At 74.0% G+C, this 13,187-nt stretch carries 10 protein-coding genes; 5 read left to right on the forward strand and 5 right to left on the reverse strand.

Annotation, left to right across the window (positions count from 1 at the left end):
* Positions 1 to 17 precede the first annotated feature (17 nt).
* Positions 18 to 1,808, reverse strand: coding sequence for an ABC transporter ATP-binding protein (locus V6U81_RS08360; RefSeq protein ID WP_334486248.1), 1,791 nt, complete (start codon positions 1,806 to 1,808; stop codon positions 18 to 20).
* Positions 1,809 to 1,863: 55 nt separating this feature from the next.
* A complete protein-coding gene (locus V6U81_RS08365; protein WP_334486251.1) occupies positions 1,864 to 3,741 on the reverse strand; it encodes an ABC transporter ATP-binding protein in 1,878 nt (625 codons plus the stop codon).
* 160 nt (positions 3,742 to 3,901) lie between these two features.
* Here V6U81_RS08365 and V6U81_RS08370 point away from each other — a divergent pair, with 160 nt between their 5' ends.
* The 3 genes from V6U81_RS08370 to V6U81_RS08380 all read left to right on the forward strand — a co-directional run bounded on the left by V6U81_RS08370 (position 3,902) and on the right by V6U81_RS08380 (position 7,586).
* Positions 3,902 to 4,531 carry a TIGR03085 family metal-binding protein gene (locus V6U81_RS08370; protein WP_334486254.1) on the forward strand — a complete coding sequence of 210 codons (630 nt, stop codon included), beginning with the start codon at positions 3,902 to 3,904 and terminating at the stop codon, positions 4,529 to 4,531.
* Positions 4,532 to 4,667: 136 nt separating this feature from the next.
* Entirely contained in the window at positions 4,668 to 5,615 is a 948-nt protein-coding gene (locus V6U81_RS08375) for a terpene synthase family protein (RefSeq protein ID WP_334486256.1), read from the forward strand.
* 144 nt (positions 5,616 to 5,759) lie between these two features.
* On the forward strand, positions 5,760 to 7,586 hold the full coding sequence (locus V6U81_RS08380) for an AMP-dependent synthetase/ligase (protein ID WP_334486257.1): 1,827 nt from the start codon (positions 5,760 to 5,762) through the stop codon (positions 7,584 to 7,586).
* Between the two features lie 60 nt (positions 7,587 to 7,646).
* On the opposite strand, the gene V6U81_RS08385 is transcribed toward V6U81_RS08380, so the two are convergent.
* The 3 genes from V6U81_RS08385 to yczR all read right to left on the reverse strand — a co-directional run bounded on the left by V6U81_RS08385 (position 7,647) and on the right by yczR (position 11,834).
* Positions 7,647 to 8,960 (reverse strand): low temperature requirement protein A, encoded by a 1,314-nt coding sequence (locus tag V6U81_RS08385; protein WP_334486259.1) that lies wholly within the window; start codon positions 8,958 to 8,960, stop codon positions 7,647 to 7,649.
* A gap of 72 nt (positions 8,961 to 9,032) precedes the next feature.
* On the reverse strand, positions 9,033 to 10,316 hold the full coding sequence (locus V6U81_RS08390; protein ID WP_334486261.1) for a low temperature requirement protein A: 1,284 nt from the start codon (positions 10,314 to 10,316) through the stop codon (positions 9,033 to 9,035).
* A 60-nt stretch (positions 10,317 to 10,376) separates the two neighbouring features.
* Positions 10,377 to 11,834: a MocR-like transcription factor YczR gene (gene yczR / locus V6U81_RS08395; RefSeq protein ID WP_334486264.1), complete on the reverse strand. Its 1,458-nt coding sequence runs from the start codon at positions 11,832 to 11,834 to the stop codon at positions 10,377 to 10,379.
* A 57-nt stretch (positions 11,835 to 11,891) separates the two neighbouring features.
* Between yczR and yczE the strand changes: the two genes are divergently transcribed.
* Both yczE and V6U81_RS08405 read left to right on the forward strand, forming a co-directional pair.
* A complete protein-coding gene (gene yczE, locus V6U81_RS08400; protein ID WP_334486267.1) occupies positions 11,892 to 12,545 on the forward strand; it encodes a membrane protein YczE in 654 nt (217 codons plus the stop codon).
* A gap of 57 nt (positions 12,546 to 12,602) precedes the next feature.
* Complete coding sequence (locus V6U81_RS08405; protein ID WP_334486270.1) at positions 12,603 to 13,061, forward strand: hypothetical protein; 459 nt, start codon at positions 12,603 to 12,605, stop codon at positions 13,059 to 13,061.
* Positions 13,062 to 13,187 lie beyond the last annotated feature (126 nt).

A 13,187-nucleotide genomic window follows, 5' to 3' on the forward strand; every position in this document is an offset into this window, starting at 1 on the left:
GTCGGCCGCCCCGGGCTCTACCGGGTCTGCTCCAGCCAGGAGGCGTAGAGCAGGCCGTACACCGACTGCGGATCGCGGACCAGCTCGTCGTGCGGGCCGCGCTGCACCACCCGGCCCCGGTCCACCACGATCACCTCGTCGGCGGCCTGCGCGGTGGAGAGCCGGTGGGCGATGGCGAGGGTGGTCCGACCCCGGGTGACCGCGTCCAGGGTGCGTTGCAGCCGCACCTCGGTGGCCGGGTCGACCGCGCTGGTCGCCTCGTCGAGGACCAGCAGATCCGGGTCGGCGACGTACGCCCGGGCGAGCGCGACCAACTGCCGCTCCCCCACGCTCAGCGCCTCGCCCCGCTCGCCGACCGGGGTGTCCAGCCCCGACGGCAGGCCGGCCAGCCAGTCCGCCAGCCCCAGCTCGGTGAAGGCGACGGTGAGCTGTTCGTCGGTCAGCTCCGGGCGGGCGAAGCGGACGTTCTCCCCGACCGTGGCGTCGAAGAGGAACCCGTCCTGCGGCACCATCACCACCCGGGAGCGCAGCGAGGAGAACCGCACCCGGTCCAGCGGCACCCCGGAGAGCAGCACCGCCCCGGCGGTCGGATCCATCAGCCGGGTGAGCAGCTTGGCGAAGGTGGTCTTGCCGCTGCCGGTCTCCCCGACCACCGCCACCCGGCTCTTCGCCGGGATGTCCAGGGTGACGTCGTGCAGCACCGGCGGGCCGCCCGGGTACGCGAAGCCCACGTTCTCGAAGCGGATGTCCAGCGGGCCGGCCGGCAGCTCCCGGCCCTGCTCCCCCGGGTCCGCCACGTCGGGGGCCACGTCCATCACGTCGAGCACCCGCCGCCACCCGGCGATCGCGTTCTGCGCCTCGTTGAGCACCTCGGTGGCGATCTGCACCGGCTGGATGAAGAGCGTGACCAGGAACAGGAACGCGGTGAGCTGGCCGATGGACAGGGTCCGGTCCACCCCGAGGGTGACCCCGACGACCACCACGCCGGCCAGCGCGACGCCGGCCGCCAGCTCCCCCACCGAGCTGCCCAGGATGCTGATCCGGATGGCCCGCTGCTGCGCCTCGCGCTGCCCCTCGATCGCCGTGTCGAGCCGCCGCGAGGTCCGCCCGGCGACGCCGTACGCCCGGATCACCGGCGCCCCGACGACGCTCTCGGCGATCGTGCCGAGCAGGGTGCCCATCCGCTGCCGGACCACGCCGTAGGCCCCGGCGAGCCGGCGCTGGAGCTGCCGGATCACCAGCACGGCCGGGGCGAAGGCGGCGAGCACCACCAGCGTCAACTGCCAGGAGTACGCCAGCATCACGGCCGTGGTGACCACCAGCTGGCCGAGGTTGACGATCAGGATCACCCCGCCCCACTGGAGGAACTGGGTGATCTGGTCGACGTCGCTGGTCACCCGGGACACGAGCGAACCGCGCCGCTCGGACTGCTGGTGCAGCATCGACAGGTCGTGCACGTGCCGGAACGCCCGGGTACGCACCCCGGCCAGCGCGGTCTCGCTGACCGTGAACAGCCGGCGCATCATCAGGTAGCCGCAGGTGGTGGTGACCACCAGCACGGCGCCGGTCACGGTGACCACCCGCCACACCACGCCCAGGTCCAGGCCGCCGATGATGCCGTGGTCGATGCCACGCTGCACGGCGACCGGCACGGCCACCCGACCGATCATGTAGATCAGCGCCAGCGCGAGGGTGCCGGCCAGCCCCGTCCGCAGCTCCGGCGAGAGCGCCAGGCCGCGGCGCAGCGTCCGCCAGGTCGACTCGGCCCGCTGCTCGGGTTCGGCCTCCGCCGTGGCGTTCGCGCTCACCGGGCCCGCCTTTCGTTCGCGACTGCGGGGCTCCGCTGCGCTGCACTCCTCGCGCTCACCGGTCCACCTCGATCTCCAGGCCGGAGGTCAGCGGGGTGACCTCCTCGTACGTCCGGTTCTGCTCGCGCTCGTGCTCGGCCTGCTCGTACGCGGTGACCAGGTCGACGTAGCCGGGCACGGTGGCCAGCAGTTCGGCGTGCGTGCCGCGGGCGAGCACCCGCCCCTGCTCCAGGAAGATCACCTCGTCGGCCAGCGCGATGGTGGCCCGCCGGTACGCGACCACCAGGATCGACGCGGCGGCGCCCTGGCCGGACGCCGGGGCGCGCAGGCCGGCCAGGATGGCCGCCTCGACCCGCGGGTCCACCGCGCTGGTCGCGTCGTCGAGCACCAGCAGTCGGGGCCGCCCCGCCAGCGCCCGGGCCAGGGTCAACCGTTGCCGCTGCCCGCCCGAGAGCGAGGTACCCCGCTCGCCGACCATGGTGTCCAGCCCGTCGGGGAGGGCGGCGACGAAGCCGTCCGCCTCGGCCAGCCGCAGCGCGGCCCAGACGTCGTCGTCGCCGATCCCCGGCCGGTCCAGGGCGATGTTGGCCCGCACGGTGTCGTCGAAGACGAACGGCACCTGGGCGACCAGGGCGACCGTGCCGGCGAGCGAGGCGGCGGTGAGGTCCCGCACGTCGACGCCGTCCAGGGTGACCACGCCGGAGTGCGGGTCGACCAGCCGGACCGCGAGGGAGGTGACGGTGGACTTGCCGGCGCCGGTCGGCCCGACCAGCGCCACGGTCTTCCCGGCCGGCACGGTGAAGCTCACCTCGCCGAGCACCTCCGCGCCGAGCAGGTGCGCCTCGGCCGGCTCGTACCCGAAGTGCACGTCGTGGAAGGCGAGGGTGGCCGGCGTGGGGTCGGCCGGGTCGAGCACGCGGTCGCCGTACGGCATCTCGCCGGTGGCGTCGAGGACCCGGCTGACCCGGTCCCAGCCGGCGACGCTGCGCGGCAGCTCGGCCAGCACCCAGCCGATGGCCCGGACCGGGAAGGCCAGCACGGTGAAGAGGAACGCGACGCTGACCAGGTCGGCGACGCCGATCGCGCCCGCCTGCAGCCGGAACGCGCCGACCACCAGCACGGCCAGGGTGCCGAGGCTGGGCAGGGTCTCCAGCAGCGGGTCGAACACGCCGCGCAGCCGGCCCACGGAGATCAGCGCGTCGCGCAGCTCGCCGGCGCGGTCGGCGAACCGGGCGGTCTCCTGGGCCTCGCGGCCCATCGTCTTGACCACCAGGGCGCCGTCGAAGCTCTCGTGGGCGATGCCGCTGACCTCGGCGCGCAGCCGCTGGGCCCGGGCCTGCCGGGGCGCCATCCGGCGGGAGTAGACCACGTTGAGCGCGAAGAGCGCGGGGAAGACCGCGAGCCCGACGAGGGCGAGCGCCCAGTCGGTGAAGAGGAGCGACACGACCGCGCCGACCAGCATCACCAGCGTGCCGACCGCGAAGGGCAGCGGCGCGATCGGGTACCAGGCGGCCTCGACGTCGGAGTTGGCGTTGGACAGCAGCGTGCCGGTGGCGTTGCGGTGGTGCCAGGACAGCGGGAGTTCGAGGTAGCGGCGGGTCACCCGGCGCCGGTAGGCGGCCTGGAGGCGGAACTGCATGTAACCCGCGCCGAGCCGACGGCCGAAGATGCCCACCACCCGCAGCACGCTGATCCCGATCAGCGCGGCGGCGGCCAGGGCCAGCACGCCCACCCCCACCGAGCCGCGCTCGATGGCCGGCACCACCACGTCGCCGACCACCCGGCCGACCACGAACGCGCTGGCGATCACCATCAGACCGAAGAGCACGCTGCCGGTGACCGCGACCGCGAAGATCCGCGGCTGTTCCCGGATCGCCCGGCCGAGGACCGACATCCCCCTGCCGAGCACGTCCCGACTTGTCCCGCTCGCCACGCTCTCCCCCGCCGTAAGGCCACAATTCTCTCCCTCATCCTTACCGGTCGCGGCCACCTACGCCGAACCCGGCCGGTATGTCCACCGTCACCCGTCCGGCGCGCCGGTCCGCGCCGCGCCCGGCGCGCCGTCCGGCCCGCGCGGCCCTACGATCCTCTGCATGCCGCGGTACGCCCGAGCGGAGCGCGAGGCGCTCGCCGACCTGATGCTGGACCTGGGACCGGACGCCCCGACGCTCAACGAGGGCTGGACCACCCGTGACCTTGCCGCCCACCTGGTGGTGCGGGAGCGCCGGCCGGACGCGGCGGGGGGCATCGTGCTCCCGCCGCTGCGGGGGTACGCCGAGCGGGTGCGCCTGCGGATCGCCGGGCAGTCCTGGCCCGAGCTGGTCGGGCGGGTCCGCCGCCCACCGGTGTGGAGCCCGCTGAGCAACCCGCTCACCGACGAGCTCGCCAACACCATGGAGTTCTTCATCCACCACGAGGACGTCCGCCGGGCCCGGCCGGGCTGGCAGCCGCGCGAGGTGGCGGCTGGGTTGCAGGCGCGGCTGTGGAAGCCGGCGGGCCTGCTGGCCCGGGCGACACTGCGCCGGTTCCCGGCCGACCTGCTGGTGCAGGCGCCTGGCCACGGCGAGCTGTCCACGGGCCGGGGCGGCGAACGGCTCCGGCTGGTCGGCGCGCCCGGCGAGCTGGTGCTGTTCCTGTCCGGGCGGCAGCGGGTGGCCCGGGTGCAGATCGACGGCCCGCCGGCACTGGCCGAGCGGCTGCGCGGCGCCCGCCTGGGTCTCTGATCACCCCCGCCCGCGCCGGTGGACGGCGGGTGCCGAACCGGTCGGCGCGATCCAGTTACCAGTGATCCTCGCCGATGCTTTCTGTCGTACTCTCCTGCGCGCCAGTCCCGCCCGGGGCGGCCGGACAGGGGACGACATGCGGAGCTTCGACGTCGCGGCGCTGGTCGAACCTCCCTTCGCCTCCGGACGGCATCCGGCCACCGACGAGGTGGCCGGGGAGAGCCTGGCCTGGGCCCGCCGGCTCGACCTGGTCGACGACGGTCGCCGGCTGCGCCGGCTGCGCGGGGCCGAACCCGCGGAGCTGGCCGGCCGGGCCGGCCCGCAGGCGCCCTTCGACCGGCTACGGCTGCTCACCGACCTGATCTCCTGGCTGTTCGTGATGGACGACGCCTGCGACGACGACGGGCTGGGGGCCGAGCCCGCCCGGCTGGCGCCGACCGTCGCCGCGCTGCTGGACGTGCTGGACCGGCACGGCGAGCCGACTGGCCCGCCGTCGCCCGCCGGCCCGCTCGGTGACGCGCTGGCCGACATCTGCCTGCGGGTCCGCGCCCACCGCCGGCCCGGCCTGCTGCTCCGCCTGGTCAGTCAGCTGCGGGAGTACCTGCTCGCGCTGCTCTGGGAGGCGGCGAACCGGCAGCACCGGCGGGTGCCGGACCTGACGGAGTACCTCCAGATGCGCCGGCACACGGGCGGGGTCCGCCCGAGCGTCACCCTCACCGACCTGGCGTACGACGGGCTGCCCGGCGCCGGCCGGCGGGCCGACCCGGCGGTGGTCGCGCTCGACGACCTCGCCGCCGACCTGATCTGCTGGTGCAACGACCTCTTCTCCTACCGAAAGGAGCGGGGCGCGGCGGCGGACCCGCACAACCTGGTCACGGTCATCGCGGCGCAGACCGGGCGGGCACCGGAGGCGGCGTTCCGCACGGCCACCGACTGGTTCAACGACGGCCTGGCCCGGTACGTGGTGCGGGACGCGGCGGTGGCCGCCCGCGGGGACGACGCGCTCGGGCCGTACCTGGCCGTCCGCCGGGCGTGGGTGCGCGCGACCTACGACTGGTCGCTGCGCGCCGACCGGTACGCCTGACCCCGGGGCCGTTCCACCTTGCGGGACTCAGCGGGCTCACAGGTACCGGGGCTAGCCGACGCCCCCGGGCAGGCAATACCCTTCGGTAACCGCACACCGACGTGACCCCCGTCACGCCATCCACCCCTGAAGGCGGCTACAGCGATGGCTCTCGATGTACCGTACCGTTCGATTCCTGACATGTTCCTCCAGCGCGTGGCCGCTACTCCGGACCAGCACGCATTCGCCCACCCCGCCCCGGACGACTCCGGACCGGTCTGGCTGACCTGGGACCAGGTCGGGCACCGCGCCAAGGCGGTCGCGGCCGGCCTGCACGGCCTCGGCGTCGGCCTGGAGGATCCGGTGGCGATCCTGGCCAACACCCGGCTCGACTGGGTGATCGCCGATTTCGGCGTCATGTGCGCCGGCGGGGCGACCACCACGGTCTACCCCACCACCGAGCCCGAGGACGCGACGTTCATCATCACGGACTCCGGCTCGAAGGTGCTGTTCGCGGAGAACCCGGCCCAGGCCGCGAAGATCGCCGGCGCCGAGCTGCCGGCGCTGACCCACGTGGTCCTCTTCGACGGCGCCGCCGACCCGGCCGCCGCCGTGCCCCAGCTGACCCTCGCCGAGCTGGAGGAGCAGGGTGCCCGGGCGCTCGCCGCCGAGCCCGACCTGATCGACCGGCTGGTCGCCCCGATCGGCCCGGAGCACCTGGCCACCCTGATCTACACCTCCGGCACCACCGGCCGCCCCAAGGGCGTGGAGCTGCTGCACGGCGGCTGGTGCTGGGAGGCGGTCGTCCAGGCCGAGACGAGCCTCCTGCGGGAGGACGACGTGCACTACCTGTGGCTGCCGCTGTCCCACTCGTTCGGCAAGACCCTGCTCTGCGGCTCCACCCACGTCGGCCTGCCGACCTACGTCGACGGTCGGGTCGACAAGCTCGTCGACATGCTCGGCGTGATCAAGCCGACGCTGATGTGCGGCGCGCCCCGGGTCTTCGAGAAGGTCTACAACAAGGCGGTCACCACCGCGCAGGGCGCCGGCGGCCTCAAGGCGAAGATCTTCGCCTGGGGCGTCCGGGTCGGCAAGGAGAAGGTCGCGCTGGAGCAGGCCGGACAGCCGGTCCCGGCCGGCCTGAAGCTGAAGTACGGGCTGGCCGAGAAGCTGGTCTTCAGCAAGCTCCAGGCCCGCCTGGGCGGCCGGATCCGGGTGCTGGTCTCCGGCGCGGCGCCGCTGAGCAAGGAGATCGCCACCTTCTTCGCCGCCGCGAACCTGCCCATCTCCGAGGGGTACGGCCTGACCGAGACCAGCGCCGGCAACTTCGTCAACCCGCCCGACGGGTTGCGGATCGGCACCGTGGGCCGGCCGATGGGCGACCTGGAGTGCCGGATCGACACCGACGGCGAGATCCTGGTCCGCGGCAAGCCGGTGATGCGCGGCTACCACAACCTGCCGGCCGAGACGGCGGCCGCGTTCACCGAGGACGGCTTCTTCCGTACCGGCGACATCGGCAGCCTGGACGACGACGGCTACCTGCGCATCACCGACCGGAAGAAGGACCTGGTCAAGACCTCCGGCGGCAAGTACATCGCGCCGTCGCACATCGAGGGCATGTTCAAGGCGATCTGCCCGTACACCTCGCAGGCGATCGTGATCGGGCAGGCCCGCAACTACTGCACCATGCTGGTCAGCCTGGACCCGGACGCCATCCAGGGCTGGGCGGCCGGCGGCCCGCTGGAGGGGCGCGACTACGCCGAGGTCGTCGCCAGCCCCGAGGCGCAGGCGATGGTGGAGGAGCACGTCGCCCGGCTGAACGCCAAGCTCAACCGCTGGGAGACCATCAAGAAGGTGACCATCCTGCCGCGCGACCTGACCATCGAGGACGGCGAGATGACCCCGTCGCTGAAGATCAAGCGGCGCGGCGTCGAGACCAACTTCGCCTCCCAGATCGACCAGATGTACGAGGGCACGCTCGCCGAGATCTGAGCCGGCCGGTGCCACACCGGTGGCCGTGTCCCTCCGTCCCGGGACACGGCCACCGGCCGTTCACAGGTGCTCCCCGCGCCACCGGGACTGCTCCGCCTCGCCCGCGAGCTGCTCCTCCAGCGCGACCTGGCGGGTCCGGCGCCGGCGCGGGCCGTCCAGCACCGTCTGCACCACCGTCGAGACGACCGCGACCACCGCCAGCAGCGCCAGCGCGTCCAGTTCCGGCACGCCCACCGAGACCGGGGAGAGCGCGGCGAGCACCGCCACCGCGACCAGCGGCGCCCAGCGGACCCCGCGCAGCGCGCGCCACCCCACCCCCGCCAGCGCGAGCAGGTAGAGCGCCACCCCGCCGTGCAGCACCAGGACCCAGAAACCCCCCAGCGGTACGCCCCGGGACGGGCTGGCCGGGTCGGCGATCTCGGCGAGCAGGTCCTTGAGCCCGAGGGCGAAGAAGATGATCCCGGTGACCATCGGCAGGTGCAGGTACGTGTAGGCGTCCCGGGCCAGCCGGGCCCGCGCCACCGGTTCCCGGGTGCGGTGCAGCGCCTGCTCGACCGCGAGGGCCAGGGTGTCGAAGTAGGCCCACCAGAGCGCCGAGGCGATGGCGATGCCGAGGACCGCGGCCGCCACCACCGGCCAGGTGAGCGGCAACTCGCTGACGAACTTGTGGCCGAACCCCAGCGCGATGATCGACTCGCCGAGCGCGACCAGCACGATCAGGGCGTGCCGTTCCGCCCAGTGCCCGGCGGAGACCACCACCCAGTACGCCCTCCCCAGCAGCACACCGGCGACGTACTCCACGAGCAGGGCCGCCAGCCACAGGCCCAGCCGCAGCAGGCCCTGGGCGCCGTCCCCGGGCAGCAGTCGCTGCGGCGCCACCGCGGCGGTGACCAGCAGCGCGGTGGCGGCCACCGGCAGCAGGGCGAGCACCAGCCAGCGCCGCCGCCGGTCCCGGTCCGGCCAGGCGACCCACCCGAAGACCGCGAGCTGGCAGGCCCGGACCAGGAAGTAGCAGCCGGCGAAGAAGAGCGGCCCGTTCAGCCCGCCGGGCCGATCGACGAACGCCCCCGGCATGCTCAGCGCCAGCAGGAAGGTGGCGGCGACGGTGACGAACCCGACGACCGGCAGCACGCCCTGGTCGGTGCGGACCGCGTTGCCGAGGGCGGCGAAGCCGGTCCAGCACCACCAGAGCAGGCAGAGCACCAGCAGCGCGCCGACCAGGTTCCTCGCGGTCGGCTCACCGGCGGTCAGGCTGGTGACGGTGAGGAAGGCGAAGACGAAGACCAGGTCGTAGAAGAGCTCCAGTCGGCTGGTACGGGTGCCCGGCGCGCCGGGGCGTACCCCGCGCGTCCACCGGAGACCACCGCTGCCCACACCGGCAGTCTTCCAACCGCACCGGCCCGCCGACTGTCGATCACCGACATCACCCCGAGCCGCCGCCCACGGTCAGTGGCCGGGCGCCTGGCCGGCGCCGTGCTCGTCGAGGAACGAGTCGCGCAGCCGGCGGCGGGCCTCCCCGAAGAGCACCACCTCGACGGTGATCATCCCGACGCAGACCAGCGCGAGCAGTCCGAGCGCGGCCAGCGCGGGCAGCCGGTCGGCGACCGGAACGAGCAGCACCAGCAGCACCGTGGCGACCGCCCGGGGCCAGTTGACCGAACCCATGTTGCGCAGCCGGAAGCCCAGGTGGCCGAGCAGATAGCTGATCACGCCGCCGTAGAGGGCGAGCAGGCCCAGCCCGTGCAGCGGGTCGGTGAGGCTGTGGTGGGTGCCGTCACCGACGTACGCCAGGACCTTCTTCAGCCCGAGGGCGAGCAGCACGATGCCGGCCACCATCGGCAGGTGCAGGTAGGTGTAGGAGTCGCGGCCCAGCGCCGCCCGCTCGGCGCCCTCCGCGCGGTGCAGCACCCGCTCGGCGGCGATCGACACCACGTCGAAGTACGCCCACCAGAGCGCGGCGGCGACCGCGATGCCGAGGAACGAGGCCACGACGATCGGCCAGGAGATCGGCAGCGCGGTCACCCCGACCCCGATCGCCACCAGCGACTCGCCGAGCGCGACGATGATGATCAGCCCGTGCCGCTCGGTCCAGTGCGCGGCCGAGAAGATCCGCCAGCCGGCCGCCCCGATCGCCATGATGCCGCCGTAGTCGATGGCGAGGGCGAGCCCCCAGAGCGCGGTGCGCAGGGTGTCCTCACCGTTCGGGGTGTCGGTGAGCCGTTGGGGCAGCAGCGCGGCGGTGAAGAGCAGGGTCGCCCCGCCCAGCATCGGCAGGGACGCGCGCAGCAACTGCCGGCGCAGCCCGGTGTCGCCCCGGGCGGCGTGCCAGTAGATCACCAGGTGCAGCACCCGGACCACCAGGTAGCCGGAGGCGAAGACCACCGGGCCGGAGAGCCCGCCGCGCAGGTCGTTGAAGGCCTCGGGGATGGTCACCGCGACCACGAACATGGTGGCCATCACCGCGAAGAGCGCCACCCGTACCACGCCCTCGTCGGCGCGGACGGTGTTGCCCAGCCAGGCGTAGCAGCACCAGCACCACCAGAGCAGGGCCAGCACGAGCAGCCCGTGCAGCATGCCCCACCAGGTGAGGTTCGCCGCCATCAGCGCGGTCACCTGGGTGAGCGCGTAGACGAAGACCAGGTCGAAGAAGAGTTCCAGCGGGGTGACCGTGGCACCCTCGGTCATCACCCGCATCCGCGGCGCCCGCCGCGCCGTGCCGCCGTTCGTCACGGCGCACAGTGTGGCAGCCGCGCGCCGCGCCGGGACACCCGTGGCGGCGCGCCGAGCCGGTCAGGCGATGACCGACGGCTCCCGCCACTGCGGACGACCCGCCCGGTCCAGGTCGTAGCGGACCGCGGCGAGCCGGCCGACCGCCTCGACCAGGTCCGCGGCGGGCAGGGTGAAGGGCAGCCGCAGGAAGCGTTCCAGGGTGCCGTCCAGGCCGAACCGGGGGCCGGGCGCCAGCCGTACGCCCACCTCCTCGGCGGCCCGGGCGAGGGCGCTGGAGATCGGGCCGTCCAGCTCCGCCCAGAGGGTGACGCCGCCGCTCGGGACGCTGACCCGCCAGTCAGGCAGCCGGTCGGCGAGCGCCCCGAGCAGGGCGTCGCGCTGGGCGGCGAGCTGGACCCGGCGGGCGGCGACGATGACCGGGGCGTCGGCGAGCAGGTGGACCGCGACGAGCTGGTCGAGCACCGGGCTGGCCATGTCCACCCCGACCCGGGCGGCGGCGAGCCGCTGCACCTGCGGCGCGGACGCCCGCACCCAGCCGATCCGCAGCCCACCCCAGTACGGCTTGCTCATCCCGCCGATGCTGACCACCCGGCTGTGCCGGTCGAAGGCGGCCACCGGCGGGGGCAGTTCGGTGCCGTCCAGCGGAAGGTCCACGAAGGACTCGTCGACGACCAGGTCGGTGCCGGCGGCGTGCGCCGTGGCGACCAGCCGCTCGCGCAGCTCGGCCGGCATCAGGTGGCCGGTCGGGTTCTGGAACTCCGGGATCAGGTAGGCAAGCTTGGGCCGGGTCTGCCGGACGCTGCCCAGCAGCAGGTCGGCGTCCCAGCCGGCGCCGTCGGTGGCCAGCCCGTGGGTGGCGATCCGGGCCCGGCGGGCGGCGAGCGCGGCCAGCGCGTTGGGGTAGGTCGGTGACTCGACCAGCACGCTGCCGCCGGGGGCCAGCGCCAGGCGCAGCACCAGGTCCAGCGCGTGCTGGGTACCGCTGGTGACCATGATCTGCTCGGCGCTGGTGGGCAGGCCCCGCTCGCTGTAGGACCGGGCGACCGCCTCGCGCAGCTCGATGATCCCGGTCGGGTGGTAGCCGGCGCCGCCCAGGTAGCGCGGCAGATCTTCGGCGGCGGCCCGGGCAGCCGGCACGAGCTGCGGCGGGGCGGCCAGCGCGGCGACCCCCAGGTCGATCATGTCGCGGTCGTCCACCGGGGTCCAGAGGCCGGTGCTGGCCACCCGGTGGGTGCCCGGCAGCATGGTCCAGCTGCCCGCGCCGCGCCGGCTGGCCAGGTGGCCGCTCTCGCGCAGCTCCCGGTAGGCGGCGGTGACCGTGGTCCGGCTGATCCGCAGCGCCTCGGCCAGTTCCCGCTCGGCCGGCAGGCGTACCCCCAAGGGGAGCCGGCCGTCGGCGAGCAGGCCACGGACCGCGGCCGCGAGCGCGGCGTAGTCCGGGCTGCGGCGGCGGCCCGGGAGCGCGTGCCACTGGCCGAGCAGTCGGGCCAATTGGGCACCCCGCACCTGACTGGTCACGCCACCCCTCCCAAATTGGCTCTTCTCCCGCCGGGATTGGCCCCTAGGGTGGCATGCATGGCTCCGATTGGCAATCTCCGGTACCGGCCCGTCCGGCGGCTCACCCAGCTCTACGCCGGGCTCGTCCTGTACGGGGTGAGCATGGCCCTGATGATCCGCTCGGGCCTCGGGCTGAACCCGTGGGACGTGTTCCACCAGGGGGTCTCCCGGCAGACCCATCTCTCCATCGGCACCGTCTCGATCATCGTGGGCGCGACCGTGCTGCTGCTCTGGATCCCGCTGCGGCTGCGGCCCGGGCTCGGCACGGTCAGCAACGTGGTGGTGATCGGCCTGGTGGTGGACACCGCGCTGGCACTGCTGCCGGCCGACCTGCCGCTGGCCGCACGGATCGTGCTGCTGGTCGCCGGCATCGTCGCCAACGGCGCCGCCACCGGCCTCTACCTCGGCGCCCAGCTCGGCCCCGGCCCGCGCGACGGGCTGATGACCGGGTTCGCGGCCCGCCGCCCCGGCCGGTCGGTACGGCTCGTCCGGACCGTCATCGAGGTGACCGTGCTGTCGCTGGGCTGGCTGCTCGGCGGCACGGTGGGTCTCGGCACGGTCGGCTACGCGCTCGCCATCGGCCCGCTGGCCCAGTTCTTCATCCCGATCTTCGCGACTCCCGCCGAGTCCACCCCGGACATTCCGACCGCCACCCTTGCTGAGCTGCGCTGACGCGATAGGGGGCACGTAGGTGTTTCCACCACGGACACCTACGGGCATCATTCCTGCATGGGGGAGAACGGATGGCGCTGGACGGACGCCTGGATCTTCGTGTCACTGGTGATCGCGAGCGGCGCGGGGCGGCACCGCCGCGCGGCCGACACCCGACGCCCGGAGGGCGTCCGGTTGGCTGACGTGATCTCCACCGCGGACCACCTCAACGAGGCGATCCCGGAACGGCACGAGGTGGAGGCGGCGGTGCGACGGCTCGTCGGCGCCGGCCTGGTCAGCGTCTCCGACGGCTGGTTCCGGATCACCGCCGACGGGGAACGGCTCTGGCGGACCCGGCCCAGCGCCGGCGGGGCGACCACCGTGGACACCGTGCAGGGCATCCTGGTCCGCCGACACGCCCCGGGGAGCGCCGACTGGCACCTGGCCGAGGAGGACCACGCCGCCGCCGTGCAGGAGTACGTCGTCCGGTCGATTCCGGCCCCGCGCCGCTCCCCCGAGGGACGCGGCGGCCGCTGACGCCCGGTCGCAGCGGTCCCACCCGGGCCGCCTGGTGGCCCTGGCCGGTGGCCGGTGGCCCTGGCCGGAAGACAATTTCGTAAAGAGCGATATGACGGTGAGTCATAATTATGCCTCTGCGTCATG

Origin of the sequence: Micromonospora lacuserhaii, from assembly GCF_036902735.1 — a bacterium.
Taxonomy (GTDB): domain Bacteria; phylum Actinomycetota; class Actinomycetes; order Mycobacteriales; family Micromonosporaceae; genus Micromonospora.

Coding starts and splice junctions, on each gene's coding strand:
- V6U81_RS08370 (WP_334486254.1), top strand. CDS start 3,902: ATGCCGCGGTACGCCCGAGCGGAGCGCGAGGCGCTCGCCGACCTGATG.
- V6U81_RS08375 (WP_334486256.1), top strand. CDS start 4,668: ATGCGGAGCTTCGACGTCGCGGCGCTGGTCGAACCTCCCTTCGCCTCC.
- V6U81_RS08380 (WP_334486257.1), top strand. CDS start 5,760: ATGGCTCTCGATGTACCGTACCGTTCGATTCCTGACATGTTCCTCCAG.
- yczE (WP_334486267.1), top strand. CDS start 11,892: ATGGCTCCGATTGGCAATCTCCGGTACCGGCCCGTCCGGCGGCTCACC.
- V6U81_RS08405 (WP_334486270.1), top strand. CDS start 12,603: ATGGGGGAGAACGGATGGCGCTGGACGGACGCCTGGATCTTCGTGTCA.